At 70.3% G+C, this 21709-nt stretch carries 18 protein-coding genes; 5 read left to right on the forward strand and 13 right to left on the reverse strand.

What is annotated here, in order from left to right; genetic code table 11:
- Positions 1-33: 33 nt before the first annotated feature.
- Positions 34-801 (forward strand): DUF4142 domain-containing protein, encoded by a 768-nt coding sequence (locus MQN93_RS18475; RefSeq protein WP_242710347.1) that lies wholly within the window; start codon positions 34-36, stop codon positions 799-801.
- Positions 802-1653: 852 nt separating this feature from the next.
- On the opposite strand, the gene MQN93_RS18480 is transcribed toward MQN93_RS18475, so the two are convergent.
- The 8 genes from MQN93_RS18480 to MQN93_RS18515 form a co-directional block, all read right to left on the reverse strand.
- On the reverse strand, positions 1654-2190 hold the full coding sequence (locus MQN93_RS18480; protein ID WP_016430446.1) for a MarR family winged helix-turn-helix transcriptional regulator: 537 nt from the start codon (positions 2188-2190) through the stop codon (positions 1654-1656).
- Positions 2191-2421: 231 nt separating this feature from the next.
- Entirely contained in the window at positions 2422-3060 is a 639-nt protein-coding gene (locus MQN93_RS18485; RefSeq protein ID WP_242710348.1) for a nucleotidyltransferase domain-containing protein, read from the reverse strand.
- Positions 3061-3137: 77 nt separating this feature from the next.
- Positions 3138-6362 carry a TIM-barrel domain-containing protein gene (locus tag MQN93_RS18490; protein WP_242710349.1) on the reverse strand — a complete coding sequence of 1075 codons (3225 nt, stop codon included), beginning with the start codon at positions 6360-6362 and terminating at the stop codon, positions 3138-3140.
- Between the two features lie 56 nt (positions 6363-6418).
- Entirely contained in the window at positions 6419-7423 is a 1005-nt protein-coding gene (locus MQN93_RS18495; RefSeq protein ID WP_242710519.1) for an ABC transporter permease, read from the reverse strand.
- A 23-nt stretch (positions 7424-7446) separates the two neighbouring features.
- Complete coding sequence (locus MQN93_RS18500; RefSeq protein WP_016430450.1) at positions 7447-8409, reverse strand: ABC transporter permease; 963 nt, start codon at positions 8407-8409, stop codon at positions 7447-7449.
- Positions 8402-9919 (reverse strand): sugar ABC transporter ATP-binding protein, encoded by a 1518-nt coding sequence (locus MQN93_RS18505; RefSeq protein WP_242710350.1) that lies wholly within the window; start codon positions 9917-9919, stop codon positions 8402-8404. The genes MQN93_RS18500 and MQN93_RS18505 overlap by 8 nt, the downstream gene beginning before the upstream one ends.
- Before the next feature lies 1 nt (position 9920).
- A complete protein-coding gene (locus MQN93_RS18510; RefSeq protein WP_242710351.1) occupies positions 9921-11018 on the reverse strand; it encodes an ABC transporter substrate-binding protein in 1098 nt (365 codons plus the stop codon).
- A 144-nt stretch (positions 11019-11162) separates the two neighbouring features.
- The gene (locus MQN93_RS18515; protein WP_016430453.1) at positions 11163-12176 is read right to left on the reverse strand and encodes a LacI family DNA-binding transcriptional regulator; all 1014 of its coding nucleotides are present in this window, start codon (positions 12174-12176) and stop codon (positions 11163-11165) included.
- A 157-nt stretch (positions 12177-12333) separates the two neighbouring features.
- Here MQN93_RS18515 and MQN93_RS18520 point away from each other — a divergent pair, with 157 nt between their 5' ends.
- Positions 12334-14937: a PA14 domain-containing protein gene (locus MQN93_RS18520; RefSeq protein WP_242710352.1), complete on the forward strand. Its 2604-nt coding sequence runs from the start codon at positions 12334-12336 to the stop codon at positions 14935-14937.
- A gap of 129 nt (positions 14938-15066) precedes the next feature.
- Here MQN93_RS18520 and MQN93_RS18525 read toward each other — a convergent pair whose 3' ends face one another.
- The gene (locus MQN93_RS18525; RefSeq protein WP_016430455.1) at positions 15067-15498 is read right to left on the reverse strand and encodes a VOC family protein; all 432 of its coding nucleotides are present in this window, start codon (positions 15496-15498) and stop codon (positions 15067-15069) included.
- Between the two features lie 91 nt (positions 15499-15589).
- Here MQN93_RS18525 and MQN93_RS18530 point away from each other — a divergent pair, with 91 nt between their 5' ends.
- A complete protein-coding gene (locus MQN93_RS18530) occupies positions 15590-16348 on the forward strand; it encodes a GntR family transcriptional regulator (RefSeq protein ID WP_242710353.1) in 759 nt (252 codons plus the stop codon).
- A gap of 5 nt (positions 16349-16353) precedes the next feature.
- The gene (locus tag MQN93_RS18535) at positions 16354-17061 is read left to right on the forward strand and encodes an HpcH/HpaI aldolase family protein (RefSeq protein WP_242710520.1); all 708 of its coding nucleotides are present in this window, start codon (positions 16354-16356) and stop codon (positions 17059-17061) included.
- 41 nt (positions 17062-17102) lie between these two features.
- Here MQN93_RS18535 and MQN93_RS18540 read toward each other — a convergent pair whose 3' ends face one another.
- The 4 genes from MQN93_RS18540 to MQN93_RS18555 form a co-directional block, all read right to left on the reverse strand.
- Positions 17103-18074, reverse strand: a complete 972-nt coding sequence (locus tag MQN93_RS18540; protein ID WP_242710354.1) for an asparaginase — start codon at positions 18072-18074, stop codon at positions 17103-17105.
- 141 nt (positions 18075-18215) lie between these two features.
- A complete protein-coding gene (locus tag MQN93_RS18545; protein WP_242710355.1) occupies positions 18216-19100 on the reverse strand; it encodes a GNAT family N-acetyltransferase in 885 nt (294 codons plus the stop codon).
- Positions 19101-19111: 11 nt separating this feature from the next.
- A complete protein-coding gene (locus MQN93_RS18550) occupies positions 19112-19543 on the reverse strand; it encodes a glutaredoxin domain-containing protein (protein WP_016430460.1) in 432 nt (143 codons plus the stop codon).
- A 49-nt stretch (positions 19544-19592) separates the two neighbouring features.
- Complete coding sequence (locus MQN93_RS18555) at positions 19593-20138, reverse strand: VOC family protein (protein WP_242710356.1); 546 nt, start codon at positions 20136-20138, stop codon at positions 19593-19595.
- A gap of 145 nt (positions 20139-20283) precedes the next feature.
- Between MQN93_RS18555 and MQN93_RS18560 the strand changes: the two genes are divergently transcribed.
- Positions 20284-21246 carry a threonine ammonia-lyase gene (locus MQN93_RS18560; protein WP_242710357.1) on the forward strand — a complete coding sequence of 321 codons (963 nt, stop codon included), beginning with the start codon at positions 20284-20286 and terminating at the stop codon, positions 21244-21246.
- Positions 21247-21709 lie beyond the last annotated feature (463 nt).

The raw sequence follows: 21709 nt of genomic DNA on the forward strand, positions 1-21709 counted from the left end.
TCCGCGCCCGCCCGCACCGGAGGTGCCCCGCCCATGTCCCGCATCACCCTTGGATCCGTCTTCGTCGGCGGCGCCCTGGCCGTGACCGCCGCAGCCCTGGCGTACCCGAGCCTGCTCGGCGTTCAGAAGACGTCCAGCGACGGCGCCCGCGTGATAGCCCACACCCGCTTCGGCCCGCTCACCGAGGCCGACCGCAACTTCGTGGTGGCGGTACGGGCCGCCGGGCTGTGGGAGTTCCCCTCCGGCGAGCTGGCGGTGAAGAAGGGCACGACCGAGGCCGTACGCGAGGCCGGACGGCACCTGATCATCGGGCACGCCGCACTCGACGCCAGCTGCCGGAAGATCGCTCCCGAGTTGAACATCACCATCCCCAACCAGCCCTCGCCGCAGCAGCAGGGCTTTCTGGTGACCCTGCAGTCGGACACCGGCAAGCAGTTCGACTCCGATCTCGCCAACATCCTGCGCGTCACCCACGGTTCGATCTTCAGCACCATCGCCAAGATCCGCTCCACCACCAGAAACACCCTCGTACGGCAACTCGCGGACCAGGCCAACGACGTGGTCCTGGACCACATCACACAGATGGAGGGCTCCGGGCTGGTCAACTTCGACCAGGTCAACGCCCAGCAGACGAACCCGCAGAAGCTTCCGTCCGACCAGGTCACCCCACCGGTGCCTCAGTCGGGCGTGCCCATGGTCGTCCTCACTCCGCCGCCCGGAGTCTCGGCCGACGGAATTCCCACGGGGCCCGCCGCTCCGGCCGCGCCGGCCGCTCCGTCCGGTTCCGCGACGGTCGGGTGACCTCGACGCCCCGTCACATCCTCGCCCTCGGGTCCCGGAGGGCCGGACAGCCGGAAGGAGCGCACGACGGCGATCAGGCTTGACGTGACGAGCGCGGCGGTCCACGGCGCCAGATCACGCAGCGGCTTCGGGGCGGCGGCTCCCGTCTCCACACCGCGCGGACGCACCCGGCCTTGGGGGTCGTAGCGAACCGAGAGCGCGTCCCCGGGCCGGGTCGCGCGTCCGCAGCCGCGCCAGATGCGGACCTTGAGCGGGATGCCGTCGGCGTCGGCGACCGTGCAGAGATACCGCTCACGGCCGCCGTCCGCCAGCCGGCCCTCCTCGACCGATGTCACCACGACGGACTGCACTCGACCCCGTTCAGCCAGCACGACACCCGCCGCGGCCTGCGGTGTCTGCAGGGCCAGGCACACGCCGAGCAGCGCGACGATGCCGACCAGGGCACGCCCGGCCCCCATCAGGGACACATAGAGGGCAACGGCTGCCGCGCAGACGAGGCCCGACTCGCCGTCGGCCAGGGCCGGGCGGCCCGTCCAGGCGCCGTACAGCGTCGTGCCGATGATCGCGCCGGCTCCCAGGAGTCCCACGAGCAGCCCCTCCGCCACGAGCCACCAGGGCGGCAGACCGACGAACTCCGCGGGACCCCAGACAGCGGCGCGCAGGTGCCCCATGAGATGGGGCTCGTGAGAGGACCAGGGCTGTCGTCTTCGGTGCATGCGTGCCACGCCCCGTGTCCTTTCCGGTCCTTCGGTCACCGCTCGTGCGGCGCCCGCCAGTGCCTTGCATTATGCAAAATCTGCCGGGCCTGGTTGAAGGGCCGTCAAAGGGGCTTTCCGTACTGGAGTCGGAAGGTCAGGCGTCGTGCGCCACCACGCCGTCCGCGGCCGGGTCGAGCGGGTGCGGCTCCGGGCCGTCCGCGGCCGAGGCCGGGGGTTCGCCTCCGGCCCGGTTGAAGGCGTTGAGGGCTTCGATGAGCGCGAGGCGCTGGGTGGGAGTGAGGCGTTCGACGATGGTGGCGATCTCCGTGCGGCGGCGGGCCGTGACATGCGCGACGGTACGCCGGCCCTCGTCGGTGAGCTGCAGCAGGGTCTCGCGGCGGTTCTCGGGGTTGGTCTGCCGGTCGGCGAGCCCGGCCGCGATCAGCCGGTCGACCATCCGCATCGCCGTCGACGGGGCCACCTGGAGCAGGTCGGCGAGGGTGACCAGTTTGGTGGCGCCCCGGGTCTCCAGTACGACCAGCATCCGGAGCTGCGGCAGTGTCACCCGGTCCTCGTACTCGGCGAGCGAGCGGGCGGAGACGGCCACCAGCAGGCGGGAGGCGGTCAGGACCGCCCGGGTGACCGCGTCGACGTCGTCCATGGCCCCCGCGGGGCTCTCGTGCTCCGGCATATGTCCTTTCTACCGTGCCGAAGTCGCTGCTCACTCGCATGATGGGAACAGGTTTTCCTTTTCATGACCATGGCATCGTGCAACACCCACCGGGTGGCGACCCCCAGTTGCACTGTGCAAAAATCACGCCGGTCCCCCAGCCGGCGGTCCGGTACGCAGCGCCCATGAGTGAGCGGCACTCGATCACGGGATCGGACGACGTACTGGACCGTCGGAGGGCCCGCAGGCGCCCTACGCCCGCAGCCTCGCCGACCACGGATGCCCGGGGTGCACACGCTCCAGCCACCCGCCCAGCCGGTCCCGGCGCGCCTCGCTCAGCCGCGGCAGCGTCCCCTCGAAGTCCGCCTCGTCCTTGGGACGCGCGTCCTTCGCCTTGAACAGCAGGACCAACTCCGGTACCAGGTAGGGGATTCCGTCCGGCGTCCACGCGATGACGGAGTCGTACGGCAGCCGCAGGCTCGCGTCCCGGCGGCAGATCCACGTGCTCCCCTCGTGCGGCTCGCGGAAGACGTCGAACAGGAAACGTTCCGTGGCCGGGTCCCGGAGCCAGGTCTGATGCGTGGCGGCCAGCGCCTCGGGCCCCGCCGCGGCCCAGACCCGGCCCGAACCGACCGCGTCCCACACGTACTCCGGGAAGCGGTCCCGCACTTCCGGGAAGGTCGTCGAGGGCACCGCGATCTCCAGATCACCGTGCGGCCGGGTCTGTTCCCCGCGGAAGAGGTCAAGCGCCCATCCCGCCGCGACGCACCACGGTGCCCGGACCCCGTCCAGTCGCTCCGTGACCTGCTCCGGACGCCACGCCCTCGCCCACCGGGCGTTGAGCTCGTCCGTCCCGAAAACGGCGCCGCCGGGCGGCAGGGAGTCCGTCATTCGTACAACGTAGCTCCGTGCAACGTGGCGAAGGGGCCCGTGCGTTCGTCGACGCGCGGGCCCCTTCAGCGCAGCTGCTACTGGTACCGGATGCTCACCGCACTGTGGATGCTGTGCGACGGCAAGGTGATGCGGAGGGTGTGCGTGGTGGTGTCGTAGTGCCAGGCGGAGGCCGTCAACTTGCGGTCGCCGGCGTGTACTTGCTTCGGAGCCTGATCCACGCCGAGGAAGGAGACCGTCCAGGTGCGGCGGTTGACCTGTCCCCGGAAGGATCCCTTGGTGGGTGCGATCTGCAGCAGGTGTGTGTCCTTGTGTTCGGTGTAGCGGATGCGGGTGGTGGCCGTACGGCCGGAGGTGTGGGAGCTGACGCCGTCGTCCTCGTAGAGGGAGAAGGTGCCGGAGGCTCCCGGGGCCACCGTGACGGTGACCTTGTCGAGGGGGCTCTTCGCGTCACTGGCCACATTGTCGGATCGCGTGGTGACGATGCCGCCCGCTCGGACGAAGACCGGCATGGTGTCCAGTGTGGTGGTGACGTCGTGCGTGGCGCCGCCGGCGGGGGCGGTGTAGGTGCGGCCGGTGAAGTAGTCCGTCCACTGGCCCGGCGGGAACCACACCGACGTGGTGGCGCTGGTACCGGGCTCGGTGACCGGGGCGACCAGCATGTCGGGGCCGTAGAGGTACTCGTCGTCCGCCTTGGTGTAGGCGGCCTCCTCCTCCGGATACTGCAGGTACAGCGGCCGGACGATGGGTGTACCGGTCGTGTTGGCCTGCTGCGCCAGCGTGTAGGTGTACGGCACGAGCGCCTCGCGCAGCCGGAGGAACTTCTCGGCGGACTTCTGCGCGTCGGCGCCGTACTGCCACGGCAGCCGGTCGCTGTGGTTGCTGTGCAGCCGGTCGATGGGCTGGAAGGTGCCGAGCTGCACCCAGCGGGCGTACAGGTCGTCGGGCAGCTTGGTGGTGCGGTGGGTCTGCCCGCCGGAGGTGTACGTCTCCGCGCCCGGGATGCCGTATCCGTCGTTGTGGCCGCCGATGTCATGGCTGACGTTGGACAGGCCGGTGGCGGCGGACTCCCCCGGCGTGTAGCCGATCTCGGCGTGCAGCGTGCCCCAGTTGGAGGTCGTGTCGCCGGAGAAGTGGAGGGTGCTGCGCTTGTCGGCCCACGGGCCGGTGGGCAGCCCCACGCCGCCGCTGTAGCCGCCGGCCTGCAGGGATCCGTAGGCGCGGGACAGGACGAAGGCGCGGTCGCTGGTCTCGGAGGTGAGCTCGGCGTACTTCTGGTTGATCCACGCGTCCGGGGTGACGCCCGCCTGCGAGGAGCGGGAGGCGTCGCAGCACCAGTCGAGCCACCAGAAGTCGTTGCCGGCCGCGTCCATCGGACGGTGCAGGTCGAGGTAGGCCTTGAGCTGGTCGGGGTCGCCGAAGTCGAAGGTGTAGCAGTCCGAGCCCGCGCCTCCCGCGCAACCGCCCTTGCGCAGCTTGCCCTTGGCCGTGCTCTGGGCCTTGGCGAACTGCGGGTCGGTGCCGAGGATGCTCGGATGCACGTTCAGGGTGTTGTGCAAGCCCTGGCTGGTGGACCAGTCGAAGAAGGCCTTGGGGTCGGGGAACTTGGCCGGGTCGAAGTTCCAGCCGCTCCAGGTGTTGGGCGACTTGAAGTCGGTGTCCGTGACGAGTACGTCCAGGGGTACGTCCGCGGCGCGGAACGCGGGCAGGATCGTGTTCTCGTAGTCGCTCGCGGTGCGGTCGATGTACTCGGAGTACCAGACGCCGTAGGCCCAGCGGGGCAGCAGCTGGGAGGGTCCGGTCAGGGTGGAGAGGTCGGACAGGCCCTGCTGGTAGTCGTGTCCGAAGCCGAAGAGGTAGCCGTCCTGGTAGGGCTTGCCGTCGTGTGAGGGGCGTGCCGTGGCCTTCTTGGCGGCGGAGTCGTAGATGGCGGAGGCGGTGTCGTCGAGCAGGTACCAGCCGTCGCGGTGCAGCAGACCGGGTGTGGTCCAGGGCGTGGGGTCGTTGTCGCCGTTGAGTCCGTCGAGGCTGCGGCGGTAGCCGCCCAGGGCGAGGTGGGGTGCGGGGGCGGGATCGCCCTCGCGGCCGAGCGCCAGGGTGTCGACGTTGACGTGACAGCTGCCGGCCTCCGGGCAGTTCAGGGTGACCTGGTCGGTGCCCGCCTTCAACTGGACGGGTATGGAGGCCGATTGCCAGGTGTCCCAGTTGTCCGTGGCCGGGAGCGTGAGGGTGCGGGAGGCCCCGCTGCCGGTGGCGACCTCGACCGTCCGCGGCTGGTGCAGGCCGTCGCTGCCGGTGCCGTTGGCGTAGCGCAGGTTCAGCAGGTAGGTGCCGTCGGCGGGTATGCCGGTGATCCGGTCCGAGACGCTGGAGCCCTGGTTGAGTTCGGCGGTGAAGCCGTAGCCGGCGTGGTTCTTGTGGTCGGTGGCGATGGTCGCGGAGCCGGACAGGAGGGCGTCCTCGGCCTCGCAACTGGTGCCGAAACGGCAGCCGTTGACCGTGCTCTTGGCCCGGGAGGGGTAGTCGGCGCCGGAGTTGAGCAGCGCGAGGCTGTCGATGTTGACCTGGCCGGAGTCGCCGGCGGCGCGGTCCAGCCTGACGGTGTGCGGACCGGCGCCGAGGGTCAGCGGCAGCCGGGCCACGCCCCAGGTGTCCCAGTCGGCCGTCGCGGGAAGCGTGAACGTCTTGTCGGCGCCGCCGTCGACGTCGAGGCTGAGGGTGCGCGCCTCGTGCTTGCCGTCGGCGCCGACGGCGTTGGCGTAGCGCACCGCGAGATCATAGGTGCCGGCGGACGTCGTCCGGACGTCGGCGGCAAGGGAGTTGTTGTCGACCTCGAAGCCGGCGAGGAAGCCCTTCCCGGTGAACCCGCCGTGGTCCGTGGCCAGACCGGGTCCGTCGTAACGCTGGTCCTCCGCCTCGCACAGGGCGCCGACGGCGCAGACGTCGTGCTGCCAGGGCGCGGCGAGCACCGGCGTCTGCCCCGCCTTGAGGGAGGTCGTCAGATTGTCGGCGTCGAAGGGCCCCGAGCCCACGCGGTAGCGCAGGGTCATGGCGCTGGTGGTGATGGTCAGGACGCCGTCGTCGACCGACGAGGTGTAGTGGGGCGGTGTGAAGGAGTCCCGGCCGACCGCGTTGAAGGTGGGCCGGTCCTCGAAGTGCCCGTCCCCGGCGTATTCGGTCCGGATCAACGTCGGTGACAGGACCTCGAACCGGGCGTCCTCGACGGTCACGGTGGCGGGGTGGGGCCGCTGGTGTGCGGTGCCCGCCGTCGCGACGCCCGGGTCCGCCAGGCTCAGCCCCATCACCGCACCGACCGCGACGACAGCCGCCGTTCGGCGGGATCTGGACGAGAAAGGTCTCACAGCACTCTCCGTCTCCGGCCCAGCCATGTCTGGGCAATGACCACCAAGGCCAAGAACGCCCCGCTGACGACCTGTTGATAGGCCGAGTCGAGCGAGCCGATCTGGTTGATCACATTCTGGATGACCTTCAGCAGCAGCACTCCGACGAGGGAGCCGCTGATGAAGCCGAAACCGCCGCTGAGCAGCGTGCCGCCGATGACGACGGCGGAGATCGCCTCCAGTTCCATACCGCTGCCGAGGATCGTCACGCCGGACACCAGCCAGGCCGCGTTGAGCGCGCCGGCGAGTCCGGCGCACAGGCCCGAGAGCGTGTAGACGGAGATCTTCGTACGGGCCACGGGGGCGCCCATCAGGGCTCCCGCGTCCTCGTTGCCGCCGACGGCGTAGACGTACTGTCCGAACCGGGTGCCGCGCAGCACGACGGCGCCGAGCACGAACAGCGCCATGGTGATCCACACCGGCACACCGATGCCGAGCAGTGAGCCCTGCCCGAGGGTGGCGAAGAAGGAGTCCTTGTCGACGAGGTAGGTCTTCGAGCCCTCGTCGGTGATGGCCAGCAGGATGCCGCGGGCGCCCAGCATCGCCGCGAGGGTGACGATGAACGGCGCCAGCCGGACGCGTGCGATGAGCAGCCCGTTGACCAGGCCGATCAGCCCGCACACGGCCAGCGGCAGCAACAGGGCCACCGCGGTGCCGTACTGCGAGCCCCAGGCCGCGAGGACACCGCCGAGGGCGAACAGCGAGCCGACCGACAGGTCGATGCCGCCGGTGACGATCACGAAAGTCATGCCGAGGGCGACCACGGCGAGGAACGCCGAGGACAGCGCCATGTTCTCGAGGTTGTCGCCGGTCAGGAAGGTGTCGAAGCTCAGCGACGCCACGGCCATGGCGATCACGAGGGTGACCAGGGCGCCGTGTTGCTGTGCGAGCGCGCTCAGCCGCTCGGAGCGGTTGGTGCGCCCGGCGTCGTCGTCCTTGGGGCTCGCGGTGTCCGCCGGCATGCCGGCCTCTTCGGTCTGCGTGGTCATCGCCTGCCTCGTTCCCGGGCCGCGTAGACGGCGAGGACGATCACCACGGCCTGGGCGATCTGGGTCCACGACGGCGGCAGATCGTGCTTGATGAGCGTGGTCGTGAGCAGCTGGATGAGCACGGCGCCCGCGACGGTGCCACCGATGCGCACCCGCCCGCCGCTGAGCGGGGTGCCGCCGACGACGACGGCGGTGATGGCGGAGAGCTCCATCAGGTTGCCCAGCGAGGTGGGGTCGCTGGCGGTGAGGCGGGCGGTGGCGAGTACGCCCGCGATCGCGGCGAGGGCGCCGGAGCAGACGTAGACCACGATCAGGACCCGGCGCACCGGGAGTCCGGCGAGCCGGGCCGCCGGGCGGCTGTCGCCGATGGCCAGGACCTGCCGGCCGAAGGTGGTGCGGCGCATCACGAAGGCCACGAGCACGGCGAGCACCGCCGCGATGAGGACCAGGTACGGCACACCGAGGACGTCGCCGGACCCGAGGGATGCCAGGCCGGGGTCGCGGACGTCCTTGAGCTGGGGCAGCAGGACGAGGGCCAGTCCGCGTCCGGCGACCATCAGGGCGAGAGTGGCGACGATGGGCTGGACGCCGACGAAGGCGATGAGGGCGCCGTTGGCGACGCCGACCACGATGCCTCCGATCACCGCGGTCAGGGCCGCGATCCAGGGGCCGTAGCCGAGGTAGAGCGAGAGCAGGGAGGTGGACAGGGCCATCACCGAGCCGACCGACAGGTCGACGCCCTCGGTGCCGATCGCCAGGGCCATGCCGAGCGCGACGATCAGGACGGGGGCGACCTGGACGGCCTGGGTGCGGAAGTTCTCCGCGGAGGCGAAGTGCGGGGTGAAGGCGAAGTTGAAGAGCAGCAGCACCAGGACGCCGGCGTAGACGCCGTAGTCCTGGAGCAGGCGCAGGAGCCGGTCGCGGTCCAACGAGCCGCGCGACAGGGCGAGTTCAGTCATCGCTCCCTCCAGCGGGTACGGCCGCGATGGCGCGCATCAGGGCGTCTTCGGTGACGGCGTCGCCGGTCAGTTCGCGCACGACGACACCGTCCTTGAGGACCACCACGCGGTCGCTGCCCTCGATCAGCTCCTCGGTGTCGGAGGAGATCAGCAGCACGGCCAGACCGTCGTCGGCGAGTTCGTCGATGAGGGCCTGCACCTCCGCCTTGGCGCCGACGTCGATGCCGCGGGTCGGCTCGTCGAGCAGCAGCACCTTGGGGTGCAGGGCGAGCCAGCGGGCCAGCAGGACCTTCTGCTGGTTGCCGCCGGAGAGTTCGCCGACCTTCTGGTGCGGTCCTGCGGCCTTGATGCGCAGCCGCTTCATGAAGGTCTCCACGATGCGGTCGACGCGGGTGTCGTCGACGAGGCCGAAGCGGGACAGCGCGGGCAGGGCGGCGAGCGCGATGTTCTCGCGCACGGACAGTCCGGGCACGATGCCCTCGGCCTTGCGGTCCTCGGGCAGCAGGCTGATGCCGGCGCGGATCGCCGCGGCGGTGGAGCCCGACCGCACCGGTACGCCGGCGACGACGACCCGTCCGGCGTCGGTGGGCAGCGCTCCCGCGATGGCCTTCGCGGTCTCGCTGCGCCCTGAGCCGAGCAGTCCACCGAGGCCGACGACCTCGCCGGGCCGCACCGCGAGGGACACGTCGCTCAGCCGGTGACTGACCGTCAGTCCCTCGGCGCGCAGGATCGGTTCGGCCTCGGTGTCGTGCGAACCGGTGAACTTGGTCATGCCCTCCTCGCGCACCTCGCCGATCTCACGGCCGAGCATCATGGCCACCAGCCGCAGCCGGTCGAGGTCGGCGAGCGGGCCGGTGTGCACCACGCGTCCGTCGCGCAGCACGGTGACGGTGTCGCAGATCTCGTACAGCTCGTCCATGCGATGGCTGACGTAGACGACCGCCACACCGCGCTCGCGCAGCATGCGGATCACCCCGAAGAGGGTCTTGACCTCGCGTGGTTCGAGGGACGAGGTGGGCTCGTCCATGATGACGACGCGGGCGTCGACGGCGACGGCGCGGGCGAGGGCGACCATCTGCTGTGCGCCGACGCCGAGTTCGCGCAGCGGCCTGCGCACGTCGACGCGGATACCGAGGCCGCGCAGGGCCTCGTCGGCCTCGCGGTGCATGCGCCGGAAGTCGATCAGGCCCAGCCGGCCGAGCGGTTCGCGGCCGAGGAAGAGATTGCGCGCCACGCTCATCAGCGGGACGAGGTTGACCTCCTGGTAGATGGTGGAGATGCCCGCCTGCTGGGCCTGCAACGGCGTGCTGAAGCGCACCGGTTCGCCGTCGTACGTCACCTCGCCGGCGTCGGGCCGGTACACGCCGGTGAGCACCTTGATGAGGGTCGACTTGCCCGCGCCGTTCTCGCCGACGAGTGCGTGCACCTCCCCGGCGCGCGCGGTGAAGTCCACGTCGGACAGGGCGCGCACGCCGGGGAAGGTCTTGGACAGGTGGCTGACCGAGAGCACGTCAGTAGGCCTTGTTCAGGTCCGACTGGGCGTTGCTCTTGGAGTAGGAGCTGTCCTTGATAACGATGTCCTGGCTGACCTTGTCGCCCTTGGTGAAGGTGTCGAGGGTCTGGAAGGCGAGCGGTCCGAAGCGCGGGTTGGACTCGATGACGCCGGAGATCCAGCCGTCCACGATCTGCTGCACGGCGTTGCGGGTGCCGTCGACGGTGACGATCTTGACGTCGCCGGGCTTCTTGCCCGCGCCCTTGAGGGCGTTGACGGCGCCGATGCCCATCTCGTCGTTCTCGGCGTAGATGCCGGTGATGCCGGGCTTGGACTGGATGAGGTTCTCGGTGACCGACTGGCCCTTCTCCCGGGCGAAGTCACCGGTCTGCTTGAAGACGATCTTCAGGCCGGGGGCCTTCTCCTTGATGCGGTCCTCGAAGCCCTTGGTGCGCTCGGTGGTCACGTTGTTGCCGGCCGCGCCGAGCAGGATGGCGATCTCGCCGTTGCCGCCGGTCGCCTCGATCATCTGGTCCGCGGCCCGCTTGCCCTGCTCGACGAAGTCGGAGCCGATGAAGCTGACGTAGTCCTTGCAGGCGGTCGCGTTGATCTTGCGGTCGATCGTGACGATCGGGATGTGCTTGGCGGCGGCGGTGCGCAGCACCGGCTCCCAGCCGTCGGAGTTGAGTGGGGCGATGACCAGCAGGTTCGCGCCCTTCGCGATCAGGTCCTGGACGTCGCTGATCTGCTTGGAGAACTGCGACTGGGCATTGGCGGTGAGCAGCTTGATGCCCCGCTTCTTGGCCTCGGCCTTGATGGAGGCGGTCTCCGCGATCCGGAAGGGGTTGGCTTCCTTCTCGGACTGGGAGAAGCCGACGGTGGCGCCCTTGAGGTCGAGCTTCTGGCCGCCGTAGGCGTCGATGGTGCAGGTCGGTCCGGAGCCGGCGGCGGGCGAGGCCACCACCTGGCCGGCGTCGTCCTGCTGCGAGGCGGAGGGCTTGTTGTCCGAGTCGTCCTCGGACTTGGTGCATCCGGTCGCGAGCGCGAGGCTCGTCACGAGGCCGGCGGCGAGGAGGTGTCTTGCGGAGGTGCGACGGACAACTGCGATGGGCTTCATGGGTGTCCCCAAACGGCGCGGCCCCGGAGCTGAGAGCGCTCTCGGGGAGGCTGGCTCTTGCGGTCAACTCGGTGTGGCACGTCGTTCAGAGGAGGTTTTTACATCGTTGAAAGACCCGTGTAAAGACCTCCGTCCGAAATCTCGTCAGCGGCGGCCCAGGGTGCTCTCGCGCTCCACGAGCTCGAACTTCGCGGTGAGTTCGCGTCCGCCGGGCTCCTCGCGGCCCGACAGGCTGCGCAGCAGCGAGGCGACGGCCATCTTGGCGATGGCGTGCTTGTCCGGGGAGACCGTGGTCAGGGTGACGGCGCCGAACCGCCCCTCGGCGATGTCGTCGAACCCCACCACCGCCACGTCCCAGGGCACCCGGAGCCCTCGCTCGTGCAGCACCCGCATCGCCCCGATCGCGATCAGGTCGTTGAACGCGAAGACGGCGTCCGGGCGCACGCCGGAGTCCAGCAGCTCGGCCATCGCACGCGCCCCGTCGTCCCGGTCCCACCCGCCGACCGGGACCACCAGGCTGTCCGGCGCGGGCACACCGGCCGCCGCCAACTCCTCGCGCCAGCCGTCCAGTCGCAGGTGGGCGGGCCGGTTCACGGAGTCGGTGCGCACACCGAGGTAGGCGATGCGGGTCCGGCCGCGCCCGAGCAGATGCCGCACCGCGCACCGGGCCGCGGCCACGTTGTCGATCGCGATGTGGTCGAAGGGCAGGTCGTACTCCCGCTCGCCGAGCAGCACCAGCGGTACGTCGTCGGACCGGCCCTGCAGATCCTCGGCCTCCAGGGCCAGCGGGCTCAGGATCAGCCCGTCGATGACCCGGCCCCGGAACCCCTGGCTGACCAGGATCTCCTGCTCGCGGTCGCCGCGGGTGTGGTCGAGCAGGACGGTGAACTCGTGCTCGGCGGCCGCGTCGATCACGGCGCCGGCCAGCTCGGCGAAATAGGGGTTGCCGAGTTCGGGCACGGCCAGCGCGATGATCCCCGTCCGGCCCTTGCGCAGATGCCGCGCGGTCAGATTGGGCCGGTAGCCGAGCTCGTCGATCGCCGCCTGCACCCGGGCCCGCATGGCCGGGGTGACGTGCGGATAGTTGTTCACAACGTTGGACACGGTCTTGATCGAAACGCCCGCGCGTTCCGCCACGTCCTTCAGGCTGGCCCGCAAGGGATCTCCTCAGCATCGATGGGTGCCTCATCCTCAGGGATTTGTCATGCCCCTGGACAGAGGCCGGGAGCCGTGCTCTTATGCCAACTGCCGTTCCTTCCAACGTTGTACAGACTGAAGCAGCGAGCCGCCACCCTTCCTCAGCCAAGGAGGATTCGTGCGCATCAGACCGATCCGCCAACGCCTCGCCCTGCTCGTGGCCGCGGCCCTCGGTGCCGCGGGCCTTGCCGTGACGCCTGCCGCGAGTGCGGCAGACGATCCCGTCGAGGTCCATGGCCTCAAGGGCGAGTACTACACGCAGTCGGCACCCGGCGCCTTCGATTTTCACGAGCTCAAGGCCACCGGGTTCGACCCCAACCTGGACTTCGACACCCTCGAACCACGACTGAACTTCGCCACCGGGCAGGCGGACGACGTGAGCGTCCGCTGGACCGGAAAGGTCGTCCCGGAGAAGACCGGGAACACCACCTTCTCGATCATCGGTGACAACGGCTTCCGGCTGTGGGTCGACGGGAAGCTGGTCATCGACCACTGGGTCGACGACTGGGACACCGAACAGACCGGCCAGCCCGTCGAGTTGACCGCGGGCAAGGCCTACGACATCAAGGTCGAGTACTTCGAGCACTACGGAGGCTCCAACCTCCATCTGCGCTGGACCCCGCCGGGCGGCAGTAAGACCGCCGTACCGCAGTCCGCGTTCCGTCTGCCGGACGGCTACGACTACGACGGCGCCATCTCCACGGACGTCCAGGCCGGCGGCCGTACGCTCGCGATGGAGTTCGCGCAGCCGCTCGCCGCACCGCCGGCCGGTCTCACCGACCACCTCGACGCGGTGATCGGGGGCGCCACCTGGCCCCTGGGCACGGCCCGGCTGGACTCCGCCGACCCGCACAGGCTGCTGGTCTCGCTGAAGGAGCCCGTCGTCGGCAACAAGTCCGGCACCGCGTCCGGCCTCGCCGACGTCCGCTACGACGGCAAGGGCGGTCTGACCGGCACGGACGGCAACGTTGTCAGCTCCTTCTGGAGCAGCGGCGCCAACAAGTCCACATACGAACTCAGCACCAAGTGGGCCGACGACGTCTCGCCCTCCAACGCCCACCCCGAGTACCCGCGGCCGCAGTTGACCCGTGACTCGTGGAAGAACCTCAACGGGTCCTGGCAGTTCGCCGCCGCCAAGGCGGGAGAGCAGCCGCCGGTGGGCAAGAACCTCGGCGAGAAGATCCTCGTCCCCTACCCCGTCGAGTCGCAGCTGTCGGGTCTGGAGCGGCACGAGGACCGCATGTGGTACCGGCGCACCTTCACCGTGCCGGCCGGCTGGAAGGTCGGCTCCGGCAAGCGGCTGCAGCTCAACTTCGGCGCGGTCGACTGGAAGGCCGAGGTGTACGTCAACGGCACCAAGGTGGCCGAACACCAGGGCGGCTACGACAAGTTCAGCGCCGACATCACGGACGCGCTGAAGCCGGGCCGCACCCAGGAACTGATCGTCGGCGTCTACGATCCCACCGACGCGGCGAACGGCGAGAACCCGCCGGTCGGCAAGCAGCGCCTGGACCCCAGCGGCATCTGGTACACGCCGACCTCGGGCATCTGGCAGACGGTGTGGATGGAGCCGGTAGCGGCCGACCACGTCGACCAGCTCAAGCTCACCCCGAACGTGGACGACGGCACACTCACCGTCGAACCGCAGGGCGTACGCGACGGAGTGCCGGTCACGGCGACGGCCTACGAGGGCAAGCGCAAGGTCGCCACGGTCACCGGCCGCAGCGGCAAGGCCCTGACCCTGCACCTCCGCAAGCCGCACCTGTGGTCGCCCGACGACCCCTACCTCTACAACCTCAAGGTGAGCGTCGGATCCGACCGTGTCGGCAGCTACTTCGGCATGCGGTCGATCAAGGTCGAGAAGATCGACGGCGTTCCGCGCACCGTCCTGAACGGCAAGCCGATCTTCATGATGGCCACGCTCGACCAGGGCTTCTGGCCGGACGGCCTGTACACGGCGCCGACCGACGAGGCGCTCGCGTACGACCTGAAGATGCACAAGAACATGGGCTTCAACTCGGTGCGCAAGCACATCAAGGTGGAACCCGACCGCTGGTTCTACTGGGCCGACCGACTGGGCCTGATGGTGTGGCAGGACATGCCGGCGATGACCGCCGGAGTGAACCCGTCCACCGCCGCGCGCGCCGAGTACGAGCGCGAGATGAAGCAGATGATCGACGAGCACATCAGCAGCCCGTCCGTCATCATGTGGGTCACCTTCAACGAGGGCTGGGGCCAGTACGACATGGCCCGCATCGCCGACCAGGCCAAGTCCTGGGACCCGACCCGGCTGGTCAACTCCATGTCCGGGCTCAACCTCGGGGCCGACGGCGGCACCGGCGACATCATGGACGAACACGGCTACCCCAGTCCCGCCCTGCCGCCGCAGCCGGACGGTCAACGCGCCCTGGTCAGCGGTGAGTACGGCGGTCTCGGGCTCGCGGTGCCGGGACATGCCTGGTCGGTCCAGCAGTCCTACGTCGACGTCGACCCGGCCACCTACACCGACGACTACCTCGCCAAGCTCGACGAGGTCCACGCGCTCGCCTGCAAGGGCGGCAACGGCGCGGTCTACACCCAGATCTCGGATGTCGAAGGTGAGCTCAACGGCCTGCTGACGTACGACCGCAAGGTCGTCAAGCCCGACGTCAAACGGCTCAAGGCGGCCCAGCAGGCGCTGATCTCCGACGCCTCGCGGGCCACTCCGGCCGGGTGCGCCTGACACCCGCCCGGACTCGGCGAACGCCTCCCCGCGCCGCGCCGAGTGTCCTTCGCTGATCCGTGAGGATCCGTCAAAGGGGTGCGGTTCGCCCGCCGTTGGAGCGGCGGGCGAACCGCACTGTCGCGCTGGTCAGGCCGCAAAGACCTGTGAGTCGTCGGCGAACGCCTTGAACTCCAGGGCGTTGCCGGCCGGGTCGTGGAGGAACATCGTCCACTGCTCGCCCTTCTGACCCTCGAAGCGGACGTAGGGCTCGATGACGAACTCGACGCGCGCCGCACGCAGACGGTCGGCGAGTCGGTGGAATGCGTCGACCGTCAGGATCAGCCCGAAATGCGGCACCGGGACGTCGTGGCCGTCGACCGGGTTGTGGATGCGCTGTCCACGCTCCGGGGCGAGGTGGGTGACGAACTGGTGGCCGTGCAGATTCCAGTCCACCCAGGTGTCCGCGCTGCGGCCCTGCTCCAGGCCCAGCACCTCGCCGTAGAACCGGCGGGCGGCGGCCAGGTCGTCGACCGGCATGGCGAGATGGAACCGCGGGATCGGGGAGTCGAGTTCGCTCACGGGACCGCCCTCCTGGTCGTAGGAGTCACTGTGTTGAGAGCGAGGTGAATGTTAACATTCCTACATTTGGAGGCGTCAGGGGGTGCAGACGATGAGCGAACGGGGCCGGGTGGCTCCCGCCCGGCGCCGGGGTCTGGCCGACGAGGTCGCCGACCGGATCCGGGAGGCCGTCTTCGACGGGACGTACGCTCCCGGCGCGCAGCTGCGCGAGGTGGAGCTGTCCGGTGACATGGACGTCAGCCGGGGCCCGGTGCGTGAGGCCCTTCGGCTGCTGGAACGGCAGGGGCTGGTCCACTGTGCCTGGCACCGCGGGACGACGGTGACGTCGCTGACCCCCGACGACGTGGCCGAGTTGGACAGTCTGCGCGGTGCGCTGGAGGACCTCGCCGTCCGCGAGGTGATCGCACGGGCCTCCGACGAGGACCTCGCGTCGATCGCGAAGACGGCCGACATGATGGAACGGGCCGCTGGCGCGCACGAGATGGTGCGCTGCGACATCGCCTTCCACGACGCGGTGTTCGCCGCCACGGGACACCGGCGCCTCGCCGAGGCATGGGACGGCATCCGCTGCCAGGTGCACCTGTTCCTGCTGACCCGGATCGGCCGCAGCACCCGGGGCTATCTCGACCGCATCCCGCGCGAACACCGGGAACTTCTCGCCGCGTTGCGCGCCCGCGACACCGACACCGCCCTCGAACTCTTCGCCCGGCACCGGCGCCACGCGGTGGACGTGATCACCGGTTCCGCTGAGCCGGGTTCGGGTTCGGATTCGGATTCGGGTTCGGGTTCGGGTTCGGGTTCGGGTTCGGGTTCGAACCAGCACATCGCACACGAGGAGACGCAGGCGTGACGCGAATGACGACGTGGGCCCCGGTGTCGGGCACGGGGGTGTGGTCACTCCTGGGAGCCGCAGCGGCGGAGGCCGTCAGCCACGGCAGCCCCGGGTGGATCGGTCTCGACGCCCAACACGGCTTCTACGACGACCGGTCGATCCGCGACACGCTGCACGCCGTCACCGCGGCCGACGTCCTGGTGCGCGTGCGCTCTCTCGACGCCGGCGAGATCGGCCGTGCGCTCGACGCCGGGGCGCGAGGCGTCGTCGTCCCCATGATCGAGAGCGCGGAGACGGCCGCTCGCGCGGCAGCCGCCGTACGGTATCCCCCGGTCGGCAGCCGCAGTTGGGGGCCGTTCGCCCCGTACTGGGGACGCGCGGAGGTCGGGGTCGAGGAGGCCAACCGCCAGGTGGTGTGCGGTGTCATGGTCGAGACCCGGGCCGGACTCGACCACGTCGACGAGATCGCCGCGACACCGGGCGTCGACATGATCTTCGTCGGACCCTACGACCTCGCCCTGTCGCTCGGCACACCTCTCGACGCCCTCATCGCGGGCGACAAGGGCGAGTTGCAGTCCGTCGTCTCCGCGTGCCGGGCCCGTGACGTCATCCCCGGTGTGTACGCGGGCAGTCCGGCACGGGCCCGGCAACTCGCGGCCCTGGGGTTCGAGGTGGTGGCGGCCCGCTCGGACCGGGATCTGCTGATCGACGGGGTGGGCACGCTCGGCTAGCTCGGCTAGGTTCAGCTCCGTGGCCGGTCGGGCGACCGTCTTCAGCGTTCTCCTCGCAAGGCCGCGAAGGTCTTCTCGACGCGGGCGCGGTCCGCGCCGTCGGCCAGCAGGGCGTGCAGGAGCAGCCGTGCCTTCGGGGCGTCCAAGGGGCCGGCGGAGATCAGTCCCGGGCCGAGGACGTCGGACTCCGATCCGGGCCCCAGGTAGGTGCTGCTCAGGATCGGTCCGGCGCCCGTGCGGGAGGCCAGGACCACCGGCATGCGGCCGGCGAGGCGCGCCAGCGGATCGACCAGCCAGGCCGGGACGTGCCCCGCGCCGAAGGCCGCCACGACCAGCCCGTCGAAGCGGTCGTCCACCGCGTCCAGGAGCTCTCCTCGGTCCCCGAGCGACAGCGTGACCAGCGCGACGCGCACCGCACGGTCGAGGCGCAGCGGAGCGGGCACGGTGTGCGCCGGGGGCCGGAGCAGAAGGCGGGGCCGCCCCTCCGTCACCGTGCCGAGGGGACCGGCACCGGGCGAGGCGAAGGTCGCGACCGAGGTCGTGTGCGCCTTGCGCACATGGCGTGCCGCGTGGATCTCGTCCGCCATCACCACTACGGCGCCCGTGTCGCGGAACCGCGGATCCCCGGCCACCGCGACGGCCGCCGACAGGTTCGCCGCACCGTCCGCCCCCGGCGCGTCGGGACGCCGCATGGCGCCGGTGACCACGATGGGCTCCCGGTGTGCGCACAGCAGGTCGAGGAGGAAGGCCGACTCCTCGATGGTGTCGGTCCCCTGGACGACGACCGCACCCGAACCATCGGCTCCGGCCTCGTCGATCAACCCGGCGAGTTCCGCCACGTCCTCGACGGTCAGCGCCGAACTGGGGACCCGCCTGAAGTCCCGCAGCCGGATCTCGACGTCGTCGGGGAGCGTCAGCTCGGACAGCACCTGCGCGCCGGACAGCCGCCCCGGGCCTCCCTGTGCGGCGGAGATCGTCCCACCGAGTGTGAACACGGTGACCGTGTGGGCCATTCACCCTCCATGCGCCTCGTGAGTAGCTGCGCCCGGCCCATGTATACAACGGCTGCCGTCGTGTCCCGGGAGAAGCAGTATGCCCCGGGAGAAGCAGTACGTCTCGGCAGGAGCGGTACGTCCTAGGAGAAGCGGTACGTCCTAGCAGAAGCGATACCCGGTGAAGTCGGCCAGCGGGACGTATCCGATGCGCCGGTAGAGGGCGTTGCTGGTGGCGTTGGCCGGGTTGGTGAACAGGACGACGTCCGTCGCGCCCGCCGCCAGCGCGGTCCGGGTCACCTCGACGGTCACGGCGCCCGCGTAGCCACGGGCCCGCAGGTGGGATGGGGTGTAGACGGGGTCCACCCGGATCATCCCGGCGCACATCGACGTCGAGCCGGCCATGGAGACCGGCGTGCCCTGCGGGGTCTGCCAGAAGGTGAAGTGCTTGTCGGCGAAGCGCGAGTGGGGCCAGGAGCCGACGTCCAGGGTGGCGGGCTCTCCGACCTCGGCGGCGAACTCGTTGCAGAATCGGATGAGTTGCTCATGGTCGCTCGCGGTAACGGCGCGGCCCCGACCGGCCGGGCGCGGCTCGGGCGGGGTGAGCGTGCCGAGCCGGTGCAGACGGCCCCACCAGTGCGCCTCCGGCGTCGCCCCGGTGTGCCGCTGCCATGCCTCGGCGAAGGCGGTGGCGGTGTCATGGTCCGCAGTAACCCCCGCGAGGGGACGGTGCAACGCGGCCAGGCGTACGGCGAGGGCGTCGGCCTGCTCGGGTGACAGGTGGGTCAGGGTCACGCGGCGGGTCGCGAGGAGAAGGCAGATGGCGCGCACCTCGCCCGCGGACTCCAGCAGAGCGAAGAGCGGAGGTTCGGGGCCGTAGGCGTCGGGGTGTTCGCGCAGTTTCTCGATCGTCGTCAGCGGTGTGGTGTGCAGGGCCGGTTGCGCGCGCAGGAAGTCTCCGGCCCGGGCGAGGAAGTCGTCGATGTTGTCGGTCAACTGCCAGTCGTACGGCGGCTGTTCGTCCACGTGCCAGTCATCCGGGCGCATGCCGCATGATCTCAGGAAGAGAGCCGTTCCCGCAGCCACCCGGGGTCGGGGTTGACGTGTGGGCGGCCCGCCACGAACACCGTGGGCACGGTCTCGTTGCCGTCGTTGACCTCCCGGACCGCCGCCGCTCCGGCCGGGTCGCGCCAGATGTCGACCCAGTACAGCTGACGGGCGCGACGGCCCAACCGCATGCGCAGCCGCATGCAGTAGGCGCAGCCCGGCCGCCAGTAGACGACGGGCTTCCCGTCGACGGCACTGAGGCGCTGTGCCTCCAGCGCGCCGAGGGACCTCGGGAAGACCAGCGGCGAGTGGGCGGCGCCGAGCAGCACGAACACCGCCAGCAGCACCGCGCCCGCGCCGGGGCTTCCCGTGAGGATCAGTCCCGCCGCGGCGACCGATCCGCAGAGCACGTAAAACGTCGGCAGGGTCCAGGCGCGCATCATGATGTCGCAGGCTACCGTCACCGCGTCGTAGAGGTGCGGCGGGCTGCCGTCACTCCGTCGTCCGGATCGGAGCGCTGCTGCGTCCCCCCGCCCGTCCGCCGGCTCGTCCCCCGAGTTCGGCGTCGAGGGTCTCCTGCGCCACTCGCATGACCTCGGCGTACGTGGGCTCCTGCAGCCGCTTCCACATCTCGTCCTCGGAGACCTCCTCGACCCGGCCGACCACCCACCAGATATTGCCGAAGGGGTCCTTGACGCGTCCTCCGCGGCATCCGAAGGCGTCGTTCGCCACCGGGGTCACGATCTGGCTGCCGGCTGCGACGGCCCGGGAGAACGCCAGGTCGGCGTCGGGGACGAAGACGCGCAGCAGGCTGGGCATGGCCAGCCATTCGGCGCGCCGGTCGAAGGCGAGCACGACGGTGTCGCCGATCCGGATCTCGCCGTGGCCGATCAGGCCGTCCTCGGTCCGGACCCGCGACAGTTCCTCACCCCCGAACACCTGGGTGACGAAGTCGAGGAACGCCCCCGTGTCGTCGGTGACGACCCAAGGGGCGACGGTGGTGTAGCCCTGCGGTGCGGCGCCGGTCTGGTCGGACATCGCGATCCCTTCGCCGAGGTCGGTTGTCGGTTGTCGATTGCCGAAACCTTAGGTCGGGTGTAGGTCGGGAGCTGTCCTACACCTGCCCCGAGCACCGGCACCGCGCCTACGTCGCAGGGCATCGGCGCGGCTACGCTGCGATGTCATGCAGGAGACGCGTCTGGACACCGCTCGGATCCGGGCGGCTCGCCGGGTCATCAACCCCGTGTTCCTCGACACCCCGCTGTACCGCTGCGAGGCGCTGGAGCCCGACCTCGGATGCGCCGTGAGCATCAAACTCGAAACGGCCAACCCCGTACGCAGCTTCAAGGCCCGCGGCACCGAACTGGTCACGAGCCTGCTCGCCGACGAAGGCTCGCGAGCCGCGGTGTGCGCCAGCGCCGGCAACCTCGGCCAGGCCCTCGCGTGGTCCGCTCGCGGCCGCGGGCTCGACGTCACCGTCGTGGCATCGCGCCACGCGACCGCGGCCGAGCTCGATCGCATCCGCGCCCTGGGCGCGAGGCTGGAACTGGTCGACGGCGACCATGAGTTGGCCCGTGAGCGGGCGGCGGCCATCGCGCTGCAGGACGGTATCCGGCTGGTCGAGGACAGCCTGGACATCGAGACCTGCGAGGGCGCGGCGACGATCGGCCTGGAACTGGCTCAGGCCCGGTCGTCGTTCGACGCCGTCCTGATCGCCCTCGGCGGTGGGGCGCTGGCCACGGGCGTGGGTCACGTGATGAAGGCCCTCGCGCCGGGCGTCGAGGTGATCTGCGTACAGCCGGTGGGCGCGCCGGCGATGACCCGGTCATGGCGCCAAGGGCGCGTCGTCACCACCGAGTTCACCGACACCATCGCCGACGGTGTCGCCGGCCGGCGTCCCATCCCGGCCGTCCTGGACGACCTCCTCCTGGTCGCCGACGACGCCGTACTGGTCCGGGAGGCATCGATCGTGGCCGGCATGCGGCTGCTCCTCGACCGCGCCGGACTCGTCGTCGAACCGTCGGCGGCACTCGGCATCGCGGCCCTCCTCGAAGACCGCGACCGCTTCGCCGGGCGGCATGTGGTGACCATCGTGTGCGGCAGCAATGTCGACAAGGAGGCGTATCGACGCTGGGTGGGGCATTAGGGCCGCTGCGCGCCCGGACACAGGACCTGATTGGCGCCAGGTCGAGCTCAACTGCCCCTGCATGGGGGGCGCTTACCTGGTCGGAACCACCTGCTGCCCCCGCACCGGAGCATGTCGCCCGAACGCACCCAATCACCCTATTCTCAAGGACGCCGACCGGGCCCACCTGGCCGAACGCCGGAGCGAGCCTCCCAGCCGCACCCAACCACAGCCACACTGACGGGAGTTGCCCGCCGGGCCTCATCACCGCGACGCTGGAGCGCGGCCCAGGTCGCACCCAATCACCCCAGCGCCGAAGGGAGTTGACCGGTCGGACCCACCTGGCCTACACCGGGGCGAGCCTTCCGGCCGCGCCCGATCACCCCCACACCGGAGGAAGTTCCCCGGCCAGACCCCCGCGCCCCGATGCCACAGCAAATCCCCCGGCCACGCCCAACCACCCCCACGCCGAGGGACGTTCGAC

Origin of the sequence: Streptomyces spinosisporus, from assembly GCF_022698145.1 — a bacterium.
In the GTDB taxonomy this organism is placed as follows: domain Bacteria; phylum Actinomycetota; class Actinomycetes; order Streptomycetales; family Streptomycetaceae; genus Streptomyces; species Streptomyces spinosisporus.